15 protein-coding genes are annotated in these 22140 nt (G+C 46.4%); 7 read left to right on the top strand and 8 right to left on the bottom strand.

The genetic code is table 11. The annotated features are described in order from the left end of the window. Nucleotides 1-84 precede the first annotated feature (84 nt). The 5 genes from basC (at nucleotide 85) to XPG1_RS04775 (ending at nucleotide 5653) form a co-directional block, all read left to right on the top strand. On the top strand, nucleotides 85-1437 hold the full coding sequence (gene basC / locus XPG1_RS04795) for a putative histamine N-monooxygenase (RefSeq protein WP_157879444.1): 1353 nt from the start codon (nucleotides 85-87) through the stop codon (nucleotides 1435-1437). Continuing rightward, entirely contained in the window at nucleotides 1418-2572 is a 1155-nt protein-coding gene (locus XPG1_RS04790) for a histidine decarboxylase (RefSeq protein ID WP_045958062.1), read from the top strand. The genes basC and XPG1_RS04790 overlap by 20 nt, the downstream gene beginning before the upstream one ends. A gap of 218 nt (nucleotides 2573-2790) precedes the next feature. Beyond that, on the top strand, nucleotides 2791-3594 hold the full coding sequence (locus XPG1_RS04785) for an ABC transporter ATP-binding protein (RefSeq protein WP_197541111.1): 804 nt from the start codon (nucleotides 2791-2793) through the stop codon (nucleotides 3592-3594). Then, nucleotides 3591-4601 carry a FecCD family ABC transporter permease gene (locus tag XPG1_RS04780; RefSeq protein WP_045958060.1) on the top strand — a complete coding sequence of 337 codons (1011 nt, stop codon included), beginning with the start codon at nucleotides 3591-3593 and terminating at the stop codon, nucleotides 4599-4601. Before XPG1_RS04785 ends, XPG1_RS04780 begins: the two co-directional genes overlap by 4 nt. Next, nucleotides 4598-5653, top strand: a complete 1056-nt coding sequence (locus XPG1_RS04775) for a FecCD family ABC transporter permease (protein WP_045958059.1) — start codon at nucleotides 4598-4600, stop codon at nucleotides 5651-5653. Before XPG1_RS04780 ends, XPG1_RS04775 begins: the two co-directional genes overlap by 4 nt. Before the next feature lie 92 nt (nucleotides 5654-5745). Here the strand turns inward: XPG1_RS04775 and XPG1_RS04770 are convergent, their stop codons facing one another. Together XPG1_RS04770 and glyA are read right to left on the bottom strand one after the other, a co-directional pair. Continuing rightward, nucleotides 5746-6984 carry a 3-phenylpropionate MFS transporter gene (locus tag XPG1_RS04770; protein ID WP_045958058.1) on the bottom strand — a complete coding sequence of 413 codons (1239 nt, stop codon included), beginning with the start codon at nucleotides 6982-6984 and terminating at the stop codon, nucleotides 5746-5748. Nucleotides 6985-7071: 87 nt separating this feature from the next. After that, nucleotides 7072-8325 (bottom strand): serine hydroxymethyltransferase, encoded by a 1254-nt coding sequence (gene glyA / locus XPG1_RS04765; protein ID WP_045958057.1) that lies wholly within the window; start codon nucleotides 8323-8325, stop codon nucleotides 7072-7074. 360 nt (nucleotides 8326-8685) lie between these two features. On the opposite strand from glyA, the gene hmpA reads away from it, so the two are divergent. After that, nucleotides 8686-9876: an NO-inducible flavohemoprotein gene (gene hmpA / locus XPG1_RS04760; protein ID WP_045958056.1), complete on the top strand. Its 1191-nt coding sequence runs from the start codon at nucleotides 8686-8688 to the stop codon at nucleotides 9874-9876. 157 nt (nucleotides 9877-10033) lie between these two features. Here the strand turns inward: hmpA and glnB are convergent, their stop codons facing one another. The 6 genes from glnB to purL form a co-directional block, all read right to left on the bottom strand. Beyond that, the gene (gene glnB, locus XPG1_RS04755) at nucleotides 10034-10372 is read right to left on the bottom strand and encodes a nitrogen regulatory protein P-II (RefSeq protein ID WP_045958055.1); all 339 of its coding nucleotides are present in this window, start codon (nucleotides 10370-10372) and stop codon (nucleotides 10034-10036) included. Between the two features lie 15 nt (nucleotides 10373-10387). Beyond that, the gene (locus XPG1_RS04750; RefSeq protein ID WP_045958054.1) at nucleotides 10388-12010 is read right to left on the bottom strand and encodes an NAD+ synthase; all 1623 of its coding nucleotides are present in this window, start codon (nucleotides 12008-12010) and stop codon (nucleotides 10388-10390) included. A 162-nt stretch (nucleotides 12011-12172) separates the two neighbouring features. Then, nucleotides 12173-13510 carry a two-component system response regulator GlrR gene (glrR, locus tag XPG1_RS04745; RefSeq protein WP_045958053.1) on the bottom strand — a complete coding sequence of 446 codons (1338 nt, stop codon included), beginning with the start codon at nucleotides 13508-13510 and terminating at the stop codon, nucleotides 12173-12175. Further along, nucleotides 13510-14403: a two-component system QseEF-associated lipoprotein QseG gene (gene qseG, locus XPG1_RS04740; RefSeq protein ID WP_157879443.1), complete on the bottom strand. Its 894-nt coding sequence runs from the start codon at nucleotides 14401-14403 to the stop codon at nucleotides 13510-13512. Before qseG ends, glrR begins: the two co-directional genes overlap by 1 nt. A 19-nt stretch (nucleotides 14404-14422) precedes the next feature. After that, the gene (locus tag XPG1_RS04735) at nucleotides 14423-15877 is read right to left on the bottom strand and encodes a sensor histidine kinase (protein WP_045958052.1); all 1455 of its coding nucleotides are present in this window, start codon (nucleotides 15875-15877) and stop codon (nucleotides 14423-14425) included. 680 nt (nucleotides 15878-16557) lie between these two features. Beyond that, nucleotides 16558-20445, bottom strand: coding sequence for a phosphoribosylformylglycinamidine synthase (gene purL / locus XPG1_RS04730; protein ID WP_045960459.1), 3888 nt, complete (start codon nucleotides 20443-20445; stop codon nucleotides 16558-16560). 266 nt (nucleotides 20446-20711) lie between these two features. Between purL and mltF the strand changes: the two genes are divergently transcribed. Further along, nucleotides 20712-22139: a membrane-bound lytic murein transglycosylase MltF gene (gene mltF, locus XPG1_RS04725; protein ID WP_045960457.1), complete on the top strand. Its 1428-nt coding sequence runs from the start codon at nucleotides 20712-20714 to the stop codon at nucleotides 22137-22139. Nucleotide 22140: the final 1 nt, after the last annotated feature.

Raw genomic sequence — 22140 nt, 5'->3', positions numbered from 1 at the left:
TAGCGTGGCAGAAACACACTTTAATCACGGCCTGACATCACTGAACGTATCTCTGCGCTTTTGAAAACAATTCGGATTATTAACATGAATAATATTGACCTTATCGGTATTGGTATCGGTCCCTTCAATCTGGGATTGGCGGCCCTGCTTTCGTCACACGCTAATCTGACCAGCCTTTTCCTCGAACGTAAGCCCGAGTTTCGCTGGCATGAAGGTCTTCTGTTACCGGGTACAACGTTGCAGGTTCCATTTCTGGCAGATCTGGTGACAATGGCAGACCCGACACATCCGCTGAGTTTTCTGAATTATCTTCATAAGCACGACCGTATTTACAAATTCTATTACTATGAAAAATTTCAGATCCCACGTCAGGAATATGACCATTATTGCCACTGGGTGACACAACAGCTTCCCTCCTGCCAGTTTGGTGAAAATGTCATCGATGTGGCTTATGATCCCGCCTCTGAGCGTTTCATTATTGAAAGTAAGACCCATACGCGATCGACGCATCAGTACTATAGCCGTCACCTTGCTATCGGGATAGGAACTGCCCCGTTTCTGCCTGAGTGGGCCAAAATCCAAACCAAAGCGCCTATCTTTCATTCAGCAGACTTCATAAACAAACGAGCACAACTCTCAGCATGTCGACGCATAACAGTCATTGGTTCAGGGCAAAGTGCAGCTGAATGCGTGCTGGCACTCTATAGTGCGTTGACGCCTGCCATGATAGAAGACGGTGCTTCAATCCAGTGGATCACCCGATCTGCCGGTTTTCACCCTATGGAATCATCGAAACTCGGTCAGGAGTGTTTTACGCCGGCCTACATGAACCATTTTCACAATATAACGAGAGAGAAACGCCGCAAGATCACATCGGGTCAAGGGGGGCTTTATAAAGGTATCAGCCTCTCAACTATCGCAGATATCTTCGATATGTTGTATGAACGCTCCATCGGCGGTCGTGATCCGGGTCTTTCGCTTATTTCAAACTGCGAAGTTGAACAAGTGGAAAATAGCGGAGACGCCGGGGCATTGCGGATCGTATTTCGTCATCAGCATCTCGATAAAGTCAGCTTCATTGAAACTGACGCCATTGTTGCTGCTACAGGTTATCAGCACACCAACCCCAAATGGTTAGAAGGACTCAAGCAAACGGTACTTGCAACCGACGATTACGGCGATTTAATTGTGAAAGCGGACTTTAGCGCTCAACGCCTTGACAAAGGAAAAGGCCTTGTATTTGTTCAGAACGCTGAGATTTTTCAACATGGTATTGGCTCTCCCGACCTAGGGCTGGGCGCATATCGTAATGGCATTATTGCCAATCAGCTTCTTGGCCGAGAGCATTACCGCTTACCTCAAAATTCATCATTCCAAAGCTTTGGTCTGCAAGAGCATCACAATATCGGAGATAAAGATGACATTATCCCTTGCTGATAAGGATCGGCTCGATGCATTTTGGTATCACTGTGTTAAAAACCAGTATTTCAATATCGGTTATCCTGAATCATCAGACTTTGATTACTCTTATTTACAGCGATTCATGCAGTTCTCTATCAACAATTGCGGTGACTGGGGGGCGGAGTGCAATTATCTGTTAAACTCCTTTGAGTTCGAAAAAGAGGTCATGCAATACTTTGCTGAACTGTTCAAAATCCCTTTTGAAGACAGTTGGGGTTATGTCACCAACGGGGGAACGGAAGGTAATATGTTCGGCTGCTATCTCGGGCGAGAGCTATTCCCGGACGGAACACTTTATTATTCAAAAGATACGCATTATTCGGTGGCAAAAATCGTCAAGTTACTGCGTATCAAATCTTGTTTAGTGGAATCCTTACCCACTGGTGAGATCGATGATCATGATCTGCTACAGAAGATCATCGCTCATCAAGAACCACATCCAATCATCTTTGCTAACATTGGCACAACATTGCGCGGTGCGGTGGATAACATAAAAATCATTCAACAGCGGATGCAGCAAGCAGGTATCGCCCGCGAGCATTACTATCTGCATGCCGACGCCGCTTTAAGTGGGATGATCTTGCCGTTTGTCGATAATCCGCAACCCTTCACCTTTGCCGATGGTATCGATTCAATCTGTGTCTCCGGGCACAAAATGATCGGTTCACCCATTCCTTGCGGCGTTGTTGTTGCAAAACGGAAAAACGTTGAACGTATTTCCGTTGATATTGATTACATTTCGGCTCAGGACAAGACTATCTCAGGTTCACGTAATGGCCAGACACCACTGATGATGTGGGCGGCCATTCGCAGCCACTCGTTTGCCGATTGGCGTCACCGCGTCAAACGCTGTCTGGAGATGGCACAATATGCCGTCAAGCGTTTCCGTGCCGCTGGGATAAACGCGTGGCGTCATGACAATTCTATTACGGTAGTCTTTCCATGCCCATCGGTCGCGGTCTGGAAGAAGTATTGCCTGGCAACCTCGGGGGATACTGCGCACTTAATAACCACAGCACATCATCACGACAGTAGTAAAATCGATAGATTAATCAATGACGTTATTGCTGAGTCGCGCCAGAGAGTTAAAGTCTGGGACGTTGCCATGTGAGCAGTAAAAAACAATAATAATGAGGCTGACTATTTTCAGGCGATGTCGCATTAAGGAAGCGGCGAATGGTCCATCCATCGACAAAACCGTCACCTGACGCTCGCCGGATTCTCGATTACAGCCACCATTTTTTTGTTGTGTCATGGATAGGGTGATTTTGGTATTCTGCCTCAGCCCTAACCATGTCGCTGAAATTTATTTTATATAAGGAGCTTTTGGTGCTTACAGCAAAAAATATCACCGCAACTTACGGCCATAAAACCGTATTGCATGATTTGTCAGTAGGCTTTGCTCAAGGGCGCATTACCGCACTCGTCGGGTCTAATGGCTGCGGTAAGTCGACACTGCTGAAGTCCATCATGGGCTTCATCCCACTGAAAAGCGGGGAAATTCTGTTGGAGGGTAAGCCGATTGCAGGGATAGGCCGCAAAGCGCTGGCCAGAAAAATCGCTTATCTGCCGCAGGAATGCCACTGCCCGGACTACATGACACTGGGAGAGTTAATCGAACTGGCTGCGACTGGACGCCATTCTCTTTTCGGCGGCGCATCTGCACGGGATCGCAAACTGTTTCGTGAAGTATTAGACATCGTCGGCCTGGCTGATAAGGCAAGCTCTCAGGTCAGCGCCCTTTCAGGAGGGCAACGCCAGCGGGCTTGGGTGGCGATGGTGCTGGCACAGGACACTGACATTATTCTTATGGACGAGCCAGTGAACCACTTAGACATCAAATATCAATACACAGTGCTAAAACTGATCCGTGACCTCTCCCTCCAGCACGGAAAAACCATCGTTGTGGTGTTACATGATTTAAATCTAACAACCACTTTTGCCGATGATGTTGTGATGCTGAATACCGGCAACGTTGTTGCCGCGGGGGCGGTCAGTCAAACGATCACGGTAGATAATATCCAGCGCGTATTCGATATTCCCGCAGATATCTTCAGTTACAACGGCAGCCTTATCTGTCAGCCTTATCCGGGCATAAACCATCCTGAAAATCGGTCCGGAGTATCACGATGAAACCCCGTCTGTTCTTTATATTTGCCCCTTTTGTATTACTGCTGATCTTTTTTTTTAGTCTGTCTTTCGGCATGAATATTGCCTCGTTTTCGCAAATTTATGCTGCCTTAACACAGTCTGAACCACAAGACTATGAACAAGCAGTTATTTTATACCAGCGACTACCACGGGCGTTGATTTCTGTTTATGTCGGTGCAGTGATGGCATGCAGTGGTCTTGTTTTCCAGGGGCTGATCCGCAACCCGCTGGCTTCTTCATCGACATTAGGAATCAATGCCGGTGCAACAATGTTTGTTATCACTGGTGCCATTGTTTTTTCGCTCGACCTGACATTACAAGGCATAGCCGCCCTTTTCGGCGGGCTGTTTGGCTTTTTGTCATCTCTTTTAATCTCTCGCCTGGCAGGTGTTAACTCTGTTTCCCGCGACTTGCTGCTGATACTGGCTGGCACATTAATAGCAATGCTTTATCTTGGGGTAAGCAATGCGGTTCTTCTTGCCCATCCTACCGTGCGAACCGAATATTTGAGCTGGCTGGCAGGGGCTATCAATCATGTCTATATGACAAGACTTCACCATTTCTGGTGGTTCGGTCTGCTGGCCTTAATCATCCTTTTATTACTGGCACGTCCACTGACGCTCATTCTGATCGGTTACGAAAAAGCGCATTCGATTGGCGTGAATGCAACGCTTGTTTCGCGCATTGCGTTAATTGCCGCCATCGTCGCATCCAGTTCTGCTGTTGCCATATGTGGTCCGATTGGTTTCGTCGGACTGATTGTGCCCCATATTGTCAAACCTTTGGTTGGTCAGAACTTTATGCTATCGCTGCCAGCCTGTGCTCTGACGGGGGCAAGTGTCTGCCTGATCGCCAATCTTTGTGCACAAACACTCTTCCAGCCTTATGTCATACATACCGGCGTTCTGATGGATTTTCTGGGCGGATTATTTTTTATCTGGATCATCAGAAAACGCTACCTTTCCACAACATCGGCGAGATTGTTATGAAGTTTGATCAGGCAATAGACGGAAAAAGAGTATTACGCTTCGCTAATGGATTACAGATGCGCACCCTCGATATAAAAGTCGGGTTATGTCTATTTACCATTACGATCATACTCATCGTTATTTCTTTAAACGTTGGCGTTACGGACGTTGGCGTATATGAATTCTTGCATATGCTTTTCGGTCATTCTCTTGAACACCATCAGTCTTATGCACTCTGGGTTGTACGAATACCTCATATTTTATTGGGACTGATGGTTGGTTGGTGCGCAGCCCTTGCCGGTGCTATTCTGCAGCCGATTGCTCGTAATCCGTTGGCCGATCCCGGTCTTTTTGGCATAAGTCAGGGTTCTATGACGATGATCATTATCTTGCTGGCGTTCGTTCCCGCCGCCCCTAAGATGCTGATCGTCCTTGCGGCACTGGCTGGTGGACTGACTGTTGCGTTGTTTTTGACTTTACTCGTCGGCAATAATCGCGCTAGTGGCTTGGCAATTTTACTGATGGGGATTGCTACCTCGTCCGTTCTCGGTTCAGTCAGCTCTTTTCTTCTCCTCTATCTTCCGACAGAGTTATCCCTGAATCTTGCCGGATGGATGGAAGGGTCGTTGTTTCAGGCCAGCTGGTCAGTTATCGCATCATTCATCCCATTATTCTTATTGAGTATTATCGGTATTCTGCTCATTGGCCCCGCGTTAAACCGCTATGAGCTTGGAAATGAACTGGCTTTGTCCCTTGGGGAGCCTGTCAAATATTCCCGTCCGATGCTGATGGTATTTGCTGTCTTGTTAAGCACAGCGTCTGTCGCCGCAGTAGGACCATTGAGCTTTATAGGGATATTGGCGCCGCATTTGGCAAGCTTTGTTTCATCGGCCACAGGCCGCGCCCGACTGTTTCTTTCCGCTCTGGTGGGCAGCAATCTCGTCGTTGCAGCGGATATCGTGACGAAAGCAGCACCGGCAGGCGTCTTTCTCCCTATCGGGTTGAGCTTCACCCTCATTGGCGTACCCCTGTTCATCCTGACGATGCGGCTTCGCGCACTGCGTAAACGCTAAATATCCGCCGTATCTGTTGTGCTTTAATAAATCCGGAAACCTCACTTTCACGTTAATATTTTATTAACGTGAAAGTGATTTACCTTAGATTTTTAGCTTGACGCATGGGCTTCAACTTTTGGTCGCAAAAACAGAGCAGGCAGCACAATCAGCGCCATCATCCAAAATATGCCTCTGCCTATATGCTCATACAGGCAACCTGCTATCATACTCATAACAGCAATACCGCCTCCCATCGATAACGCAGAGTAAACAGACTGCAACCGGATGATCTCGTTTTCTTTTCTGGCCCCAATAAAACGCATCGCAGCCAAATGGCAGACAGTAAACGTGCCACAATGCAGGATTTGAATCATGATCAAAACCGAAAGTTCAGTTGATGTTCCCATTAATCCCCAACGGATAACACCACAAACACCGGATAACAACAGCAAATTACGGGCAGACCAACGACGGAACAACGGTTTGCTGAAAGTAAAGATAACCACTTCCGCCACAACCCCTAACGACCAAAGATAACCAATCGTTGATGAAGAGTAACCGGCCTGCGCCCAATAAATAGAACTAAAACTGTAGTAACCTGCATGAGCTGCCTGTAATAACGTCACACAGATTAAAAACTTCCATACTGCTTTTTCAGCTAGCAGTTTTTTAAAAGAAATCGTATTCGTATTTGCCACCTTCATTTTCCCTACCGGCATAATTGAAGGTTTCAGCATCATTCCCAATAGCATCACCGTGACGCTGCATATCAAGAACGCGAGAATGATCTGGTGTGTCCCGAATAATTTGCTGCTAATCCAACGATTTAAACTATCAAACGAGACATGCCAGCCCAGATTTAAACTACTGATTGAGAGATTCAGACCATCGGCAGACATTAATATGCCAGTTAAAGAAGAACTAATAATAAATGCAACCGATCCCCAAACTCTGACTTTGCCATAATCCAGTGTAAATTGTTTTTGCCATGTGCCTGCCAAAGCATCTGATAAAGGAATCAGGGGTGAAAAAAATACGTTGAAACTGACCATGACAAAGGCAAGCCAGACCCAATGGCTGCCCAATGCAAAAGCCACCGCAAAAAACATGGCTAACAAGGCAAGGATACGCAGTGCTTTTATCAGATTGGCAGGATCTTCGACCGCAGAAGAGATAACCAGGCTACCGACAAAACGGGCAATCATACCAATACCTAACATGATCCCAATCATCGAGGTGTCAATACCTTCACCTTTTAGCCAGACAGACCAAAAAGGCAAAAATATGCCAAAAGAAAAATAGTAGGTGAAATAACTTAACCCTAGCCAAGATGTTGACGGAATAACCATCCAAACCCTTCCCTTCTTAAATACAAAAAACCCGCTCAAAACTGACGTTATGAGTCGGGTTTATAGCTAACTACGACTTATTTTTAATTATGCGTAAACCGGATATTTTGCGCAGATATCCAAGACTTTTTGCTTAACGCCTTCAATAATGGCTTCATCATTGATGTTATCCAGTACATCACATATCCAGCCCGCCAGTTCACGGGTTTCCGCTTCCTTGAAGCCGCGACGGGTAATGGCAGGTGTCCCGATACGGATACCCGAAGTAACGAATGGGCTGCGCGGATCGTTAGGCACGCTGTTTTTATTCACCGTGATATTGGCACGCCCTAATGCTGCATCAGCCTCTTTGCCCGTCATGTTTTTATCCACCAGATCCAGCAGGAATAGATGGTTTTCGGTTGCGCCAGAAACCACTTTGTAACCACGTTGCAGGAAGACGTCTACCATCTCTTTCGCATTCTTGGCGACTTGATGTTGATAAGCTTTGAATTCAGGTTCCATAGCTTCTTTCAATGCCACGGCCTTACCCGCAATAACATGCATCAATGGGCCACCCTGAGAGCCTGGGAAAACGGAGGAATTCAGTTTCTTATAGAGTTCTTCGTCACCGCCTTTCGCCAAAATCAAGCCACCACGTGGGCCAGCCAGCGTTTTGTGCGTGGTGGTTGTGACAACGTGTGCATGCGGAACGGGGTTTGGATAAACACCGGCAGCCACCAGACCTGCTACATGAGCCATATCAACGAACAGGTAAGCGCCGATTTCATCGGCAATTTCACGCATCTTCGCCCAATCGACAACACCAGAATAAGCTGAGAAGCCACCGATGATCATTTTAGGTTGATGTTTTTGTGCCTGGGAACGAATATCGTCGTAATCGATTTTGCCAGCGTCATCAATGCCATAAGGAACGATGTTATACAGTTTACCGGAAAAGTTAACAGGAGAGCCGTGAGTCAGGTGACCGCCATGCGCCAGATTCATCCCTAAAACGGTATCGCCGGGTTGCAACAATGTCATGTACACCGCCGCATTTGCCTGAGAACCAGAATGTGGCTGGACGTTAGCATAATCAGCACCAAACAGCGCTTTTGCGCGGTCAATCGCAAGTTGTTCAACAACATCGACATGTTCACAACCGCCGTAGTAACGTTTGCCCGGATAGCCTTCCGCATACTTGTTGGTCAGCTGAGATCCTTGAGCTTGCATCACTCTTGGGCTGGTGTAGTTCTCAGAAGCAATCAATTCAATGTGTTCTTCTTGGCGACAAACCTCCTGTTCCATCGCTTGCCACAGTTCGGGATCGTAATTCGCAATATTCATTTCACGCTTTAACATTTGGTTCTCCTGACTCAGCTACATCTTTGAAAAAATACCCCTGAGGGCCAGAATGGCACACAGTGTAAACTCTTTTTATCAAATGAGATAGTCTTGACAAAACAAATTACGCAATCGTTTGCATTGCAAGGAAATCGCCGGTTAGACGCTGTCCAGATAACGATTGAGCTGATGATGTCCTATTTATCAATGATATTTGTGATCTTTGTCTAAATTCATCTGGATATTAATTCCATTTTTTCCATTTAAATCAATATTATTTTCTTTTCTCGTCGCGAGCTATTCCCAAACCCTATAAGTTGTATTTAAAATGCAACTTATAGACCTCAGCGCCATTTGCGAAAAGTTCAGGAGATCCCCATGCTAGATAGCCACGTTATCACAACAATAAAATCCACTATCCCATTAATTGTTTCTACCGGGCCTAAACTGACTGCCCATTTTTACGAACGTATGTTCAAACATCATCCTGAATTAAAAGATATTTTTAATATGAGCCATCAGATCAAGGGGGATCAACGTGAAGCGCTTTTCAATGCGCTTTGTGCTTATGCAGCCAACATCGATAATCTATCAGCGCTATTACCTGCCGTCGAAAAAATTGCGCATAAGCACGCCAGCCTCAACATTAAACCGGCGCACTACCACCTTGTTGGGACACATCTTCTGGCGACCCTTGATGAGATGTTTCATCCTGGTGAAGACGTGCTGAACGCCTGGGGAAAAGCCTACAACGTCTTGGCGAATGTATTTATCCAGCGGGAAGAGGAAATTTATCAAAGTGGCGCATCATCGGAAGGGGGCTGGCGTGATTTGCGTCCATTCCGGGTCAGCCGAAAACAGCCACAAAGCGAACTTATCACGAGTTTTGAGTTTGTTCCTGTCGATGGTGGCAAAGTCATGGATTATAAGCCGGGACAATATTTGGGGATCTATATAGAAAACCCGGCATTCGCAAACCGTGAAATCCGCCAATATTCACTGACCGCTGCGCCCAATGGCAGCAGTTATCAAATTGCCATTAAACGTGAACCTCAGGGCAAGGTGTCAAACCATATGCATGATCATGTACAGGAAGGGGATATCGTCCTGCTAGCCGCACCTCGTGGTGATTTTTTCCTTGAGGTACAGGCTGAAACGCCCGTGACACTCATTTCTGCCGGCGTGGGTTTGACGCCGATGATGAGTATGCTGCAATCCCTGTATAACCAGCATCATACCGCCCCGATCAATTGGTTCCATGCCACAGAGCATGGCGGTTATCATGCCTTCGCAGGGAAAGTGAATGTCATTGCTGAATCCATGCCTAATCTGTATTCACAAGTTTGGTATCGTGAACCCCGGGAAACAGATCAAAAAGGCACACATTATCACCATGCAGGGTTGATGGATCTTTCGCTCGTGAAAGAAGCCATCATGGTAGAAGGGATGGCCTTTTATTTCTGTGGGCCTGTCGCATTCATGCAACATATCGCCAGCCAATTGCTGCTCATGGGGATTGATGAACACCATCTTCATTATGAATGCTTTGGCCCACATAAAGTCATTTAACACGGCTTCATGAGCATACAATACGTCGCGGTATAACTCGCGCCATGAAAAAAGTGATAACGGTTGCAACTCAGATATCCGCTCGTGCTATCTCTCATCAAGATGATGATGGGCGGGTCATGTGACCGTTACCACTGGCTGACTTTACGTCGTTTTGTTAAATGGCTTCTTCGTCCTGTTCGCCGGTACGAATACGTACAACACGAGCAACATCGAAAACAAAGATTTTGCCATCACCGATTTTTCCGGTTTGGGCAATCTGCATGATTGTCTCAACGCAGGTATCAACAATATCATCCGGTACAACAATCTCTATTTTCACTTTTGGCAGAAAATCTACCATATATTCTGCGCCGCGATACAATTCAGTATGCCCTTTCTGACGTCCAAACCCTTTTACTTCTGTCACGGTCATACCAGTGATACCGACTTCAGCCAGCGCTTCACGTACATCATCCAGCTTGAAAGGTTTGATAATGGCATCAATCTTTTTCATGAAGTTTTCCTGTTATTACCAATTTTTACGCCCGAAACCAGAAGTAATCGGGTAACGCCTGTCTTTTCCAAAATCACGTTGTGTAATGCGGGGACCAATCGGTGCCTGACAACGTTTATATTCATTCGTGTCAACCAACCGAATTACCTTGCGAACGATTGCTTCATCAAAACCTTCAGAGACTAAATCAGCGACTGATTTGTCTTTTTCAACATATTCTTCAAGGATAGCATCCAATATGTCATACGGAGGAAGGCTATCTTGATCCAGTTGATCTGGCGCCAGTTCTGCGGATGGTGGACGATCAATCACACGCTGAGGAATCGCCGGGGAAACGGTATTCCGGTATTTAGACAATGCAAATACCATCGTTTTAGGTACATCTTTCAACGCATTAAAGCCCCCCGCCATATCACCATACAGCGTTGAGTACCCAACGGCAGATTCACTTTTGTTACTGGTCGTCAATACCAAACGGCGGCGTTTGTTGGATATCGCCATCAAAATCACTGCGCGACAACGTGCCTGCAAATTTTCTTCAGTGGTATCTTTTCCTGTTCCCGCAAACATCGGTGCCAACTGTGCCATAAACGCATCAAACATGGGTTCGATAGAAACAACGTCAAATTCAACACCCAATAACTCAGCCTGCTCTCTGGCATCATGAATACTCATTTCTGAAGTATAACGAAATGGCATCATTACCGCCTGAACATGATCTTTCCCCAATGCATCCACGGCAATCGCCAATGTCAACCCGGAGTCAATGCCTCCCGATAAACCGAGCAAAGCACCTTTAAAACCGTTCTTTTGAACATAATCTCGTACAGAAAGGACTAACGCCTTATAAATTTGCGCCAATGGAGGTAAGTGAAGCGCCGGATTTGCCATCGGTTCAATGTGCCTATCATTGAAACGGCATTGTTCAACCTGTTCCTCAAATGCGGCCATACGATGGGTGATTTCACCATTGGCATCAAAGACTTTAGAACAACCATCAAAAATAAGCTGATCTTGTCCACCGACCTGATTGAGATAGATAATCGGCAATTGCGTACGCTGACAGTGGGTGGTGATTAATGTGCCGCGAATATTCGGTTTTTCACGGTTATAAGGAGAAGCATTAATCGACAAAATAATTTCTGCCCCCGCCTGTTTCAACGCATCAACCGGGGCGTCAAACCATAAATCTTCACAAATCAATAGACCAAGCTGATACCCTTTAAAGGGGATCACACAGCTTTGCTCACCCGCTTTGAAATAACGCTCTTCATCAAAAACCCCATAATTTGGCAGTAACTGTTTGAAATAACGCGCCACCACTTCCCCTTTCCAAAACAGGGAAAGCGCATTATAACATTTGCCATCCTGTTGCCAGGGATGCCCAACCAAAATCCCCACCTGAGAACTGGCGGCTTGCAAACGCGCCAATTGTTCACGGCAACGCTGATGAAAATCAGAGCGGAACAACAAATCTTCAGGAAAATAGCCAGACAGTGCCAGCTCAGAAAACATCACCAGGTCAGCACCTTTTGCCTGTTGTTCCTGGACTGTCTGCAACATACGCTCGCTGTTGCCTTCAATGTCTCCTACCAGCCAATTTAACTGGGCAAGAGCGATATTAAGAGTACGACTCATAGAATGCGGCTCTCCTGGGCCATAAATCATCTCGCTGCTTTTACTGAGCTTCAAACAGAAAAGCAATTCATCTCGATACCCTGTCTCTTTCAGGTTGCAATTTGCAACTGATAAGGGGATATCATTTTATTCAGTGTAAAAATTTCTGGGATAATAGAAAAATTACGCTTTAAAATCGTTGGCATCTAATTCGTGACGTGCCAGCAATTTATAAAACTCCGTTCGGTTACGCCCTGCCATGCGAGCCGCATGGGTGACATTTCCTTTGGTGATTTGCAGCAATTTGCGCAGATAATTCAGTTCGAATTGCCCACGGGCTTCGACAAAGGTCGGCAATACGGTATTTTCGCCCTCCAATGCCTGAGACACTAAGGCATCACTAATGACAGGTGTCATTGTCAATGCCACACACTGCTCAATCACATTGACCAACTGACGAACATTACCCGGCCAACTTGCTGCCATCAAACATTTCATGGCATTGGTAGAGAAACTCCGAACAAAAGGTTTATGGCGCTTAGCAGATTCACGTAACAGGTGATTAGCCAATAGAGGAATATCTTCTGAACGTTCGTTCAAGGAAGGAATTTTCAAGTTAACAACGTTTAACCGGTAATAGAGATCTTCCCGGAATTCATGACGTTGCATGGCTTTGGGCAGATCACGGTGAGTCGCAGAAATAATTCTAACATCAATGTCGATATTTCGATTACTCCCTAAAGGACGAACTTTGCGTTCTTGCAACACCCTCAAGAGTTTAACCTGCAATGCCATCGGCATATCACCGATCTCATCAAGGAACAAGGTGCCGCCCTGTGCCGCTAAAAACAGCCCTTCCCGGCTACTGACTGCCCCCGTAAATGCCCCTTTGGCATGACCAAATAATTCAGATTCAAGCAACTGCTCAGGTAAAGCCCCACAGTTAATGGCAATAAACGGTTTTTTTGCTCGCGGGCTGGCACGATGAATGGCCTGCGCCAGAACTTCTTTACCCGTTCCGCTTTGCCCATTAATCAAAATACTCACGTCAGACTGCGCCACCATTTTGGTTTGTTCCAGCAGACGTAACATCAGGGGGCTGCGGGTGACGATCTTCTCGCTCCATTGCCCGTCGATGGCGGGGGTTGACAGCGCCAGAGCATCATCAATCGCGCTATAAAGTGCATCACGATCAACCGGCTTCGTCAGGAAACTAAAGACACCTTGCTGCGTTGCCGCCACCGCATCGGGAATAGAACCATGTGCCGTCAGAATAATAACCGGCATTCCGGGATGCTGTTTCTGGATCTCCGCAAACAGTGCCAGACCATCCATCTCATCCATGCGTAAGTCGCTGATCACTAAATCCGCTTTTTCTTTCGTCAACAGGCGCAATGCTTCATGCCCACTCTCTGCGGTTGTGACACGAAAGCCTTCACTGGTTAAACGCATTCCCAATAATTTTAGCAGGCCAGGATCGTCATCAACTAAAAGAAGATGAGCGGGATTGCGCACAGTCATTATTGTTCGACTCCTTTTTCTTCTGAGGAATTGGCTTCCGCTTGTGTATTCAAGTTTGTTGCCAATTTGTCTTTCAACGCGGCTTGATGATTGGATGGCGTGGCCATATTCGGTGAAATGTCTAAGCTATCTTGGGGAAGCTCGCCATTCATCTGCCCGGTGTCATCTGAAGTGACAGCGCCATTTTGTTCTTGTTTGCGGGAGGAAAGTTGGCGTTCAATATCAGTCAGATTTTCCAGCTTGCGGGACATTTCGCGCAGTTTCAGTTCTAAACGGTCCCGCAACGCTTTCAAATGATCAATTTTATTCTCACTGTCTTGTTGGAAACGCTGAAATTTAACCCTTTCTTCAGCGAGGCTGATTTTCAGATATTGCTGCTCACGCCACAATTGGAATAATGGACGCAAAGCGACAGGAAGTTGTGCACTATAGCGATTAAAGTTTTCTATCACCCGCTTACGCTCAGCCAATCCAGAAGCCGCTCTGCCCATTAAAATACTTTGTTTGAATGCATTAGGCCAATCAGTCGGCGTCACCGGCACGAAACGGTTTGCCGTCTCACGTGCCTGTGACGCAGGCAACCGATCCGTACAATCGATAGCTCTCAACCAGTAAAGTGAGTTCTCCATCGCCGCAGGTTTCGTGATGTCCCAGAGTAATTCACACTCTCTCAGACGATAATCCGTGACATGTTGTTCCGGTAAGATAGCGGCAATCATTGATGATTTATCTGTTTCGCTGGTATTGACACAACCTGCCAATAGATAAGGAACGAGCAATAGCAACATGACACGCACACGCAAGGTTAAAGCACGCGCCAGAATAGGCTGTATCACAGCTACTTGTTTCTTCATTAGCATAGTCACCGTATTTTGCTGTTCCGTCTCCGTCATAAAGTAATCCGTCAATCTGTTATACATATTCGTTAACATTCTTTGCAGTTAATGGCAGTTCAATTCGAAAACATACATCAGCAAATTCAGATTCTATCAGGTGAAGCTCGCCTTGCATCTGTTTAATGCAATCTTGCGCAATGCTTAAACCCAGGCCACTTCCTTTTACCGCGCCTTTTCGTTGCCGTGTTCCCTGATAAAATGGCTCGAAAAGCATACTTTTTTCTGCTTCAGGAATCGGTGTTCCTGTATTGGCGATATCAATCTGAAGTTTTTTACCCACTTGTCGGCTCACGATCCAGATGTTACCGGATTCAGCCCCATAGTGCACTGCATTGGAATAGAGATTATCAATCACTCGCGTCAGTAAACTGGGCTCTGCCCAACAATAATCCCTATCCAATTGAATTTCTGTACAAATATTTTTTATACGGGCAGGCAGTTGATGTGACAATACCACCCCATCCACCAGTTCTTTTAGGGAAACAATCTGGTGCTCAGCAGGACCATCTGCTAATCTGCGGTTATATTCAAGTAATTGCTCAATAAGCCGCTGTAAATGCTTACTACTACTATCCAGGATACTGACGACTTCTTTTTGATCCGCCGTCAGCGATCCTGCAATTTCGTCAGCCAACAGCTCCGTGCCTTCACGCATACTTGCCAACGGTGTTTTCAGTTCATGAGAGATATGACGTAAAAACTCATGGCGTTGAGATTCAAGCCAGGATAAACGCTCGCTCAGCCAAATAATGCGCTGAGCCAGTGATCGCAACTCCAGGGGGCCTTTAAAGGCGTCAATCTGATTTTCCAACGACTGCCCTTCTCCCAGTCGATTAATCATTCGTTCAATGCCTTTCACCGGTCCGATAATCATACGCGTAAACAACGTTATCAAAAGGATGCTTAACAGGAATAAGATCAGACTTTGCCAACCAAAAAGTTGCCCTTTATCAGCAATACTCTTTTGCAGTTGTTCGCCACGACCATAAATAATATTTCGCGTTTTCTGCACCAAAAAACTGTTCGTTTCGGAAAATGCTTTGAGCAGGTTAGAGGATGTTGGTTCTGGCTCGCCATTACGACAAGAAATTGTTTTCAGTCCCGATAATAATGCATCAAATTTTTTCGTATATTCCGTATTGTCTGACAGCATCGCCATCTGACTACCCAGCATATTGATATATTGCCGGTATTGGCGTTGATAAAGCTTTTTCAGCCGATCATCCCCTAATACACAGTATTGACGGTAACTCCGTTCCATTTCAAGGACGATGCCAATCATCGCTTCACTACGATGGGCATCCGTCAACGTTGAACGATTAATTTCAGCCGCCTTGGTACTGAGCTGATCAAGGCTTTGGTAAGCCTGATAAGCCAGAACTAACAGCGGCAATAGCACCAACCAGAAAGCCATTAACACTAATTGGCGCAATGAGCGTGGAAATAAACGCCATCTTTTCAAAGAACTCATCCTATAACCTGTTTACATTGATGCTAACCGGCATAAGCCAGGGCAAATCGGCCAGATTATCAATACTAATGTGATTTTTACTACAGTGATTTTTTCACTCATTTAAACGTAGTCGAAAATAATAGTCGAAAGCCACAGATAATGGAAAGTGATGCGGATGAATACGTAAACACGATGGGCAGGAATAATCTGCAATAATGACGGCGGGATAGTTACTTTTCACTATCCCGCCAGTGAGAGCCTTCATGCTGTTCTGACGGCATGTAGGTGGTGCCTCACTCCACGTGTCGTCCGGTGTTTGATAAAGCCTGAAGGCGAGTATCATTAAATTGGACGGTAGGCACCTGACTTCGGCATCATTCGAGGTTTATGTGGCATGTTTCCACCTAATTGCGGGCCGACATAAGAAGTTGAATGAGCAACTATCTTTTATTATGCACATTACGTGCCAATTTGTAAAATCATTTTTAATGCTTTGATTTCATTAAAAATAAATAATAAGACGAATTCATTGCATTTTTTTACCCCGATTTTTTCATCTTCGGCCAGTGTCAGTGTCGCCCATTCATGACAGTTAATGCATAAAAATTATTTTCATAATAATATCAACAAAATAAATGTCTCTTATTGGCGACACCTAAAAGTGTGATTGTCTCGATTTAGAGACATGGCCAAAACGATTAGCCTAACTGTTGACGTGCATTACGGAAAATACGCATCCACGGGCTATCTTCTCCCCATTCTTTAGGATGCCAGGAGTTACTGACAGTACGGAATACCCTTTCAGGATGAGGCATCATCACGGTGACTCTCCCGTCGAGGCTGGTTACCGAAGAAATTCCGTTCACCGAGCCATTTGGGTTTGCCGGATATTTTTCTGTCACTGCACCGTAATTATCCACAAACCGTAATGCGACTTGCTGGTGTTTTTCAAGTTCGATCAGGCTCTGATTGTCTCTGAACTCAACCTGCCCTTCACCATGAGCCACGGCTATCGGCAAGCGAGAACCTGCCATACCTTTCAGCCACAGCGAAGGACTGTCAGCCACCTCCACTAGACTAAAGCGCGCTTCATAACGTTCTGAACGGTTGCGAACAAAACGCGGCCAGTGTTCTGTACCGGGGATTAATGTATGCAAATTAGACATCATTTGGCAGCCATTACACACGCCGAGCGCCAGGGTATCCGGCCTTGCGAAGAAACTCGCAAAATTATCTCGGACCCGTGAGTTAAACAGAATCGATTTCGCCCAACCTTCACCCGCGCCAAGCACATCACCATAGGAGAAGCCACCACACGCAACCAGTGTCTGGAATTGATCTAACGTCATACGTCCATCCAATAAGTCACTCATGTGCACATCCACCGCCTCAAAGCCAGCCCGGTGGAATGCAGCGGCCATTTCAACATGAGAGTTCACCCCCTGCTCGCGCAAAACCGCAACGCGCGGACGTACTTGTTTCGCAATATAACAAGCAGCAATATCTTCTGCGGGATCAAAAGATAATTTTACGTTCAGGCCGGGATCGTTCACATCCTGTTTTGCCTGATGCTCTTGATCAGCACACTCGGGGTTATCACGCAAACGCTGCATTTGCCATGTTGTTTCTGCCCACCATAAACGCAATGTGCTGCGAGTCTGGCGATAAACTTCCATGTGGTTGCTGGTGATGACAACCTCATCGCCGGCCTGCGCTTTCCCCAGCAAGTGAACACATTCAGCCAAGCCATACTCCGCCAACAGATTTTCAATCTGTTCCCTGTCCGTCTCACGGATCTGAATGACGGCACCTAATTCTTCATTAAATAAGGCAGCCAAAATATCTTCATCAAATGCGCTGATATCAACACGCAATCCACAGTGACCTGCAAAAGCCATTTCAGCTAATGTCACCAGCAACCCACCGTCCGAACGGTCATGGTAAGCCAGCAATTTTTGTTGCGAAACCAGCAGCTGGATAGCATGAAAGAAACCGGCCAGTTGCTCTGCGCTGCGAACATCTGCCGTTTTGTCGCCAAGTTGACGATACACTTGCGCCAATGCCGTTCCACCCAGCGCATTGTGCCCTTGCCCCAAATCAATGAGCAGCAAGACATTATCATCTTCAATGGACAATTCAGGTGTCACAGTACGACGCACATCTTCTACGCGTGCAAACGCACTGATGACCAATGAAAGTGGTGATGTGATTTCACGCATTTCCCCATTTTGGTTCCAGCGTGTTTTCATTGACATCGAATCTTTACCAACCGGGATCGTCAACCCTAATGCCGGACACAGCTCTTCTCCTACCGCTTTCACGGCGGCATACAACCCCGCATCTTCACCCGCATGACCCGCAGCTGACATCCAGTTGGCGGATAATTTCACCCGTTTCAAATCCTGTACGTAGGCTGAAGCGATATTAGTCAGTGCTTCACCCACAGCCATACGCGCTGATGCGGCAAAATCCAATAATGCAATGGGGGCTCGTTCCCCCATTGACATCGCTTCACCATAGTAGCTGTCTAAGCTGGCAGTCGTCACCGCACAATCGGCAACCGGAATTTGCCAAGGGCCAACCATTTGATCACGGGCAACCATGCCAGTGATGGAACGATCACCAATCGTAATCAGGAAGGTTTTTTCCGCTACGGCTGGCAGATGCAAGACACGTTTTACGGCTTCAGCGAGATCAATGCCCTTGCGATCCAGGCTTTGCCCTTGAGCTTGCAAGGTCTGCACATTTTTCAGCATTTTTGGTGTCTTACCCAGCAACACATCCAGTGGCATATCGATGGGCTGGTTATCGAAGTGGCTGTCATGCAGTTGTAAGTGTCGTTCTGCTGTTGCTTCGCCAATCACCGCATAGGGTGCGCGTTCGCGGCAACATATTTCTTCAAATAAGGCCAGTTGCTCCGGTGCTACTGCCAGAACATAACGTTCCTGAGATTCATTACACCATAGCTGCAATGGCGTCATTCCCGGTTCATCATTAAGAATCTTGCGTAATTCAAAACGGCCGCCCCGCCCCCCATCACTGACTAACTCAGGCATGGCATTTGACAATCCCCCGGCTCCTACGTCATGGATAAATAGAATTGGGTTTTTATCACCTAATTGCCAGCAACGATCAATCACTTCCTGGCAACGACGCTCCATCTCTGCGTTATCACGCTGCACCGAAGCAAAATCCAGGTCAGCATCAGATTGGCCGGATGTCATCGAAGATGCCGCACCGCCGCCTAAACCGATGTTCATACTTGGCCCGCCCAACACAATTAATTGTGCACCGACCGGAATATCCCCTTTTTGCACATGCTCTTCACAGATATTGCCGATCCCGCCTGCCAGCATAATAGGTTTGTGATAGCCACGCAGCTCTGTGCCATTATGGGAGGACACTTTTTCTTCATAGGTTCTGAAATACCCAAGCAAGGCCGGACGCCCAAATTCATTATTAAACGCCGCGCCGCCTAACGGACCTTCCAGCATAATATCCAACGCACTGACAATCCGATCAGGTTTACCAAAATCTTCTTCCCACGGCTGCTCAAACCCTGGAATTCTCAAGTTTGACACTGAAAAACCGACCAATCCCGCTTTGGGTTTAGCACCTCGCCCAGTGGCGCCTTCATCCCGAATTTCACCACCTGACCCCGTCGCAGCGCCAGGCCAGGGCGAGATCGCCGTGGGATGGTTGTGAGTTTCAACTTTCATCAAAATATGGGCTGGCTCTTGATGAAAGTCATAAACACCCGTAGCCGCGTCAGGGTAAAAACGCCCGGCCTGCGAGCCTTCCATCACAGCCGCATTATCTTTATAAGCAGAAAGGACATAATCTGGCGTCTGTTCAAAGGTATTTTTGATCATCTTGAACAGAGAGTGAGGTTGAGCCTGCCCATCAATAACCCAATCTGCATTGAAAATTTTGTGGCGACAATGTTCAGAATTCGCCTGAGCAAACATATAGAGTTCAACATCGGTTGGATTACGTTCCAACGTTTGAAAAGCCTCCATCAGATAATCAATTTCATCTGCCGCCAGTGCTAATCCCAATTCGATATTGGCGGCTTCCAGTGCTGCCCGTCCTGATTGCAAGATATCAATCTGTTTCAACGGCGCAGGTTGTTGGTGAAAAAACAGCGCTTCGGTCTGCTCAAACTGAGTGAACACACTCTCCATCATGCGATCATGCAATAATGCTGACAATGCCTGCCATTGCCCGGTATCCATGCCAGGCGTTTGAATATAATAAGCAATACCCCGTTCTAACCGGACAATCTGATGCAGACCACAATTGTGAGCAATATCTGTCGCTTTCGTTGACCAGGGAGAGATCGTTCCTGGACGCGGTGTCACTAATATTCGTTGTCCTTGGGGCTCACGTTCCGCCAGAGAAGGGCCATATTTTAATAACTGATTTAATTTCTCTCGCTCATCGGCTGTGATTGGTGCGTTCACCTCAGCAAAATGGACATATTCTGCATAAATTCCGGTGACTGGGAGAAAGCAATCTTGACACTGAGAAAGGAGCTTGGTGATACGAAATGCTGATAAAGCGGGTGCGCCACGCAGGATTTCCATAATAATAGGTTCTCTCATCTTAGAAGCAAAGCCTGACTGATACCTCAGGGGGAACTGCAAGCATTATAGAGGAATGTTCTTTCCGACGAAACCGTTTGCGTGGCTATTTTATCCCCTGACAATACACTCATTAAAAAGCGAAAACGGGTTTAATGGGGTTGCATATCCTTATTTTGTTGCGCAAAATTCTCGATTACTGGAAATTTAGCCATGCTATCATTTTGCATTTCATACTGTACCCACCCGTTCTGGAAAGAGATGACTATTTGAATAAATTAAAAATAAATTATTTTGTTATCGTCATTATCGCGCTTTTGTCTGCGGCCATTATGAGTCTCAATATTAATTGGTCCACTAAACAGCAGGAGCAAATCAACAAAATTCTGGCGCGGGGTGAATTACGAGTTAGTACGATCAGCTCCCCGCTAATCGCTCTCAACAGTCAAAATGAACTCACCGGATTCGACTATGAACTCGCCAAGCGGTTCGCTGATTATCTGGGGGTTAAACTGGTCATCAACTTCCGTTCCAACATTAACCAACTTTTTGACGATTTGGAAAATGATAAAGCGGATTTCTTGGCCGCCGGACTTATCTACAATCAAGCGCGGTTAGATCAAACACGTACTGGCCCTACCTACGCTTTAGTTGAACAACAATTGGTTTATCGCAAAGGAACCCCACGCCCACGCACATTCAGTGATCTAAAAGGAAAATTTATCGTCACCGCCGGCTCCGCTCACGTCAGCGAATTAAAAAAATGGAAGGCAAAGTCTTACCCTGAGTTAACCTGGGAAGAAACATCGCAAGAAAACACGCAACAATTGCTTGAACAGCTCTCTGAAGGGAAAATTGACTATACAATCAGTGATTCCATCACGCTAGCCCTGCAACAGCGCATTTACCCCAATCTGGCCATTGCGTTTGATATCAATGAAGAGAGTCCTCTGACCTGGTATTTAAAACGTAATAGCGATGATAGTCTCTACTCCGCTATGCTCGACTTCTTCAATATGCTGGCGCAAAAAAAGACGATGGGACAGTTGCAAGAAAAGTATTTCAGCCATGTGGGTTCATTCAATTATCTCGACACGCTTTCGCTGTTACGTGCCATCAATAACAGTCTACCAACCTATCAACCCCTTTTTCAGAAATATGCAGGTTCACTTGATTGGCGTTTAGTGGCCGCCATCGCATGGCAAGAATCTCATTGGGACCCATTGGCGACGTCACCCACCGGTGTACGTGGTTTGATGATGCTCACTCGCCCGACAGCAAAATGGGCAGGGATTCATGATCGGTTAGATCCGGAAGAGAGCGTAAGAGGTGGAGTGGCTTATTTGCACTACCTGATAGAACGTATGCCAAAAACGATCCCGGACGATGAGCGTATTTGGTTTGCTCTGGCCGCCTACAATATCGGGTATGGCCACCTCCTTGATGCCCGAAAATTAACCGCGGCACAAAAAGGGAATCCAAATCGTTGGGCCGATGTTAAAAAACGCCTTCTCCTGCTCAGTGATAAAAAGTACTACCCCAAGACAGCATATGGCTACGCCCGTGGCTATGAGGCCTATCTGTACGTTGAAAATATTAAACGCCATTATTCAAGCTTAGAGGGCTATCTGAGTGCAAAAGCCAGACGCAAACCAACACCGGAGAATAATACACCGGCGCTGTCTGCTGCCCGCTAAA

Source organism: Xenorhabdus poinarii G6 (genome assembly GCF_000968175.1).
In the GTDB taxonomy this organism is placed as follows: Bacteria; Pseudomonadota; Gammaproteobacteria; order Enterobacterales; family Enterobacteriaceae; genus Xenorhabdus; species Xenorhabdus poinarii.
Note: the sequence above shows the minus strand (reverse complement) of the source record. Positions and strands in the feature narration are given on the sequence as shown.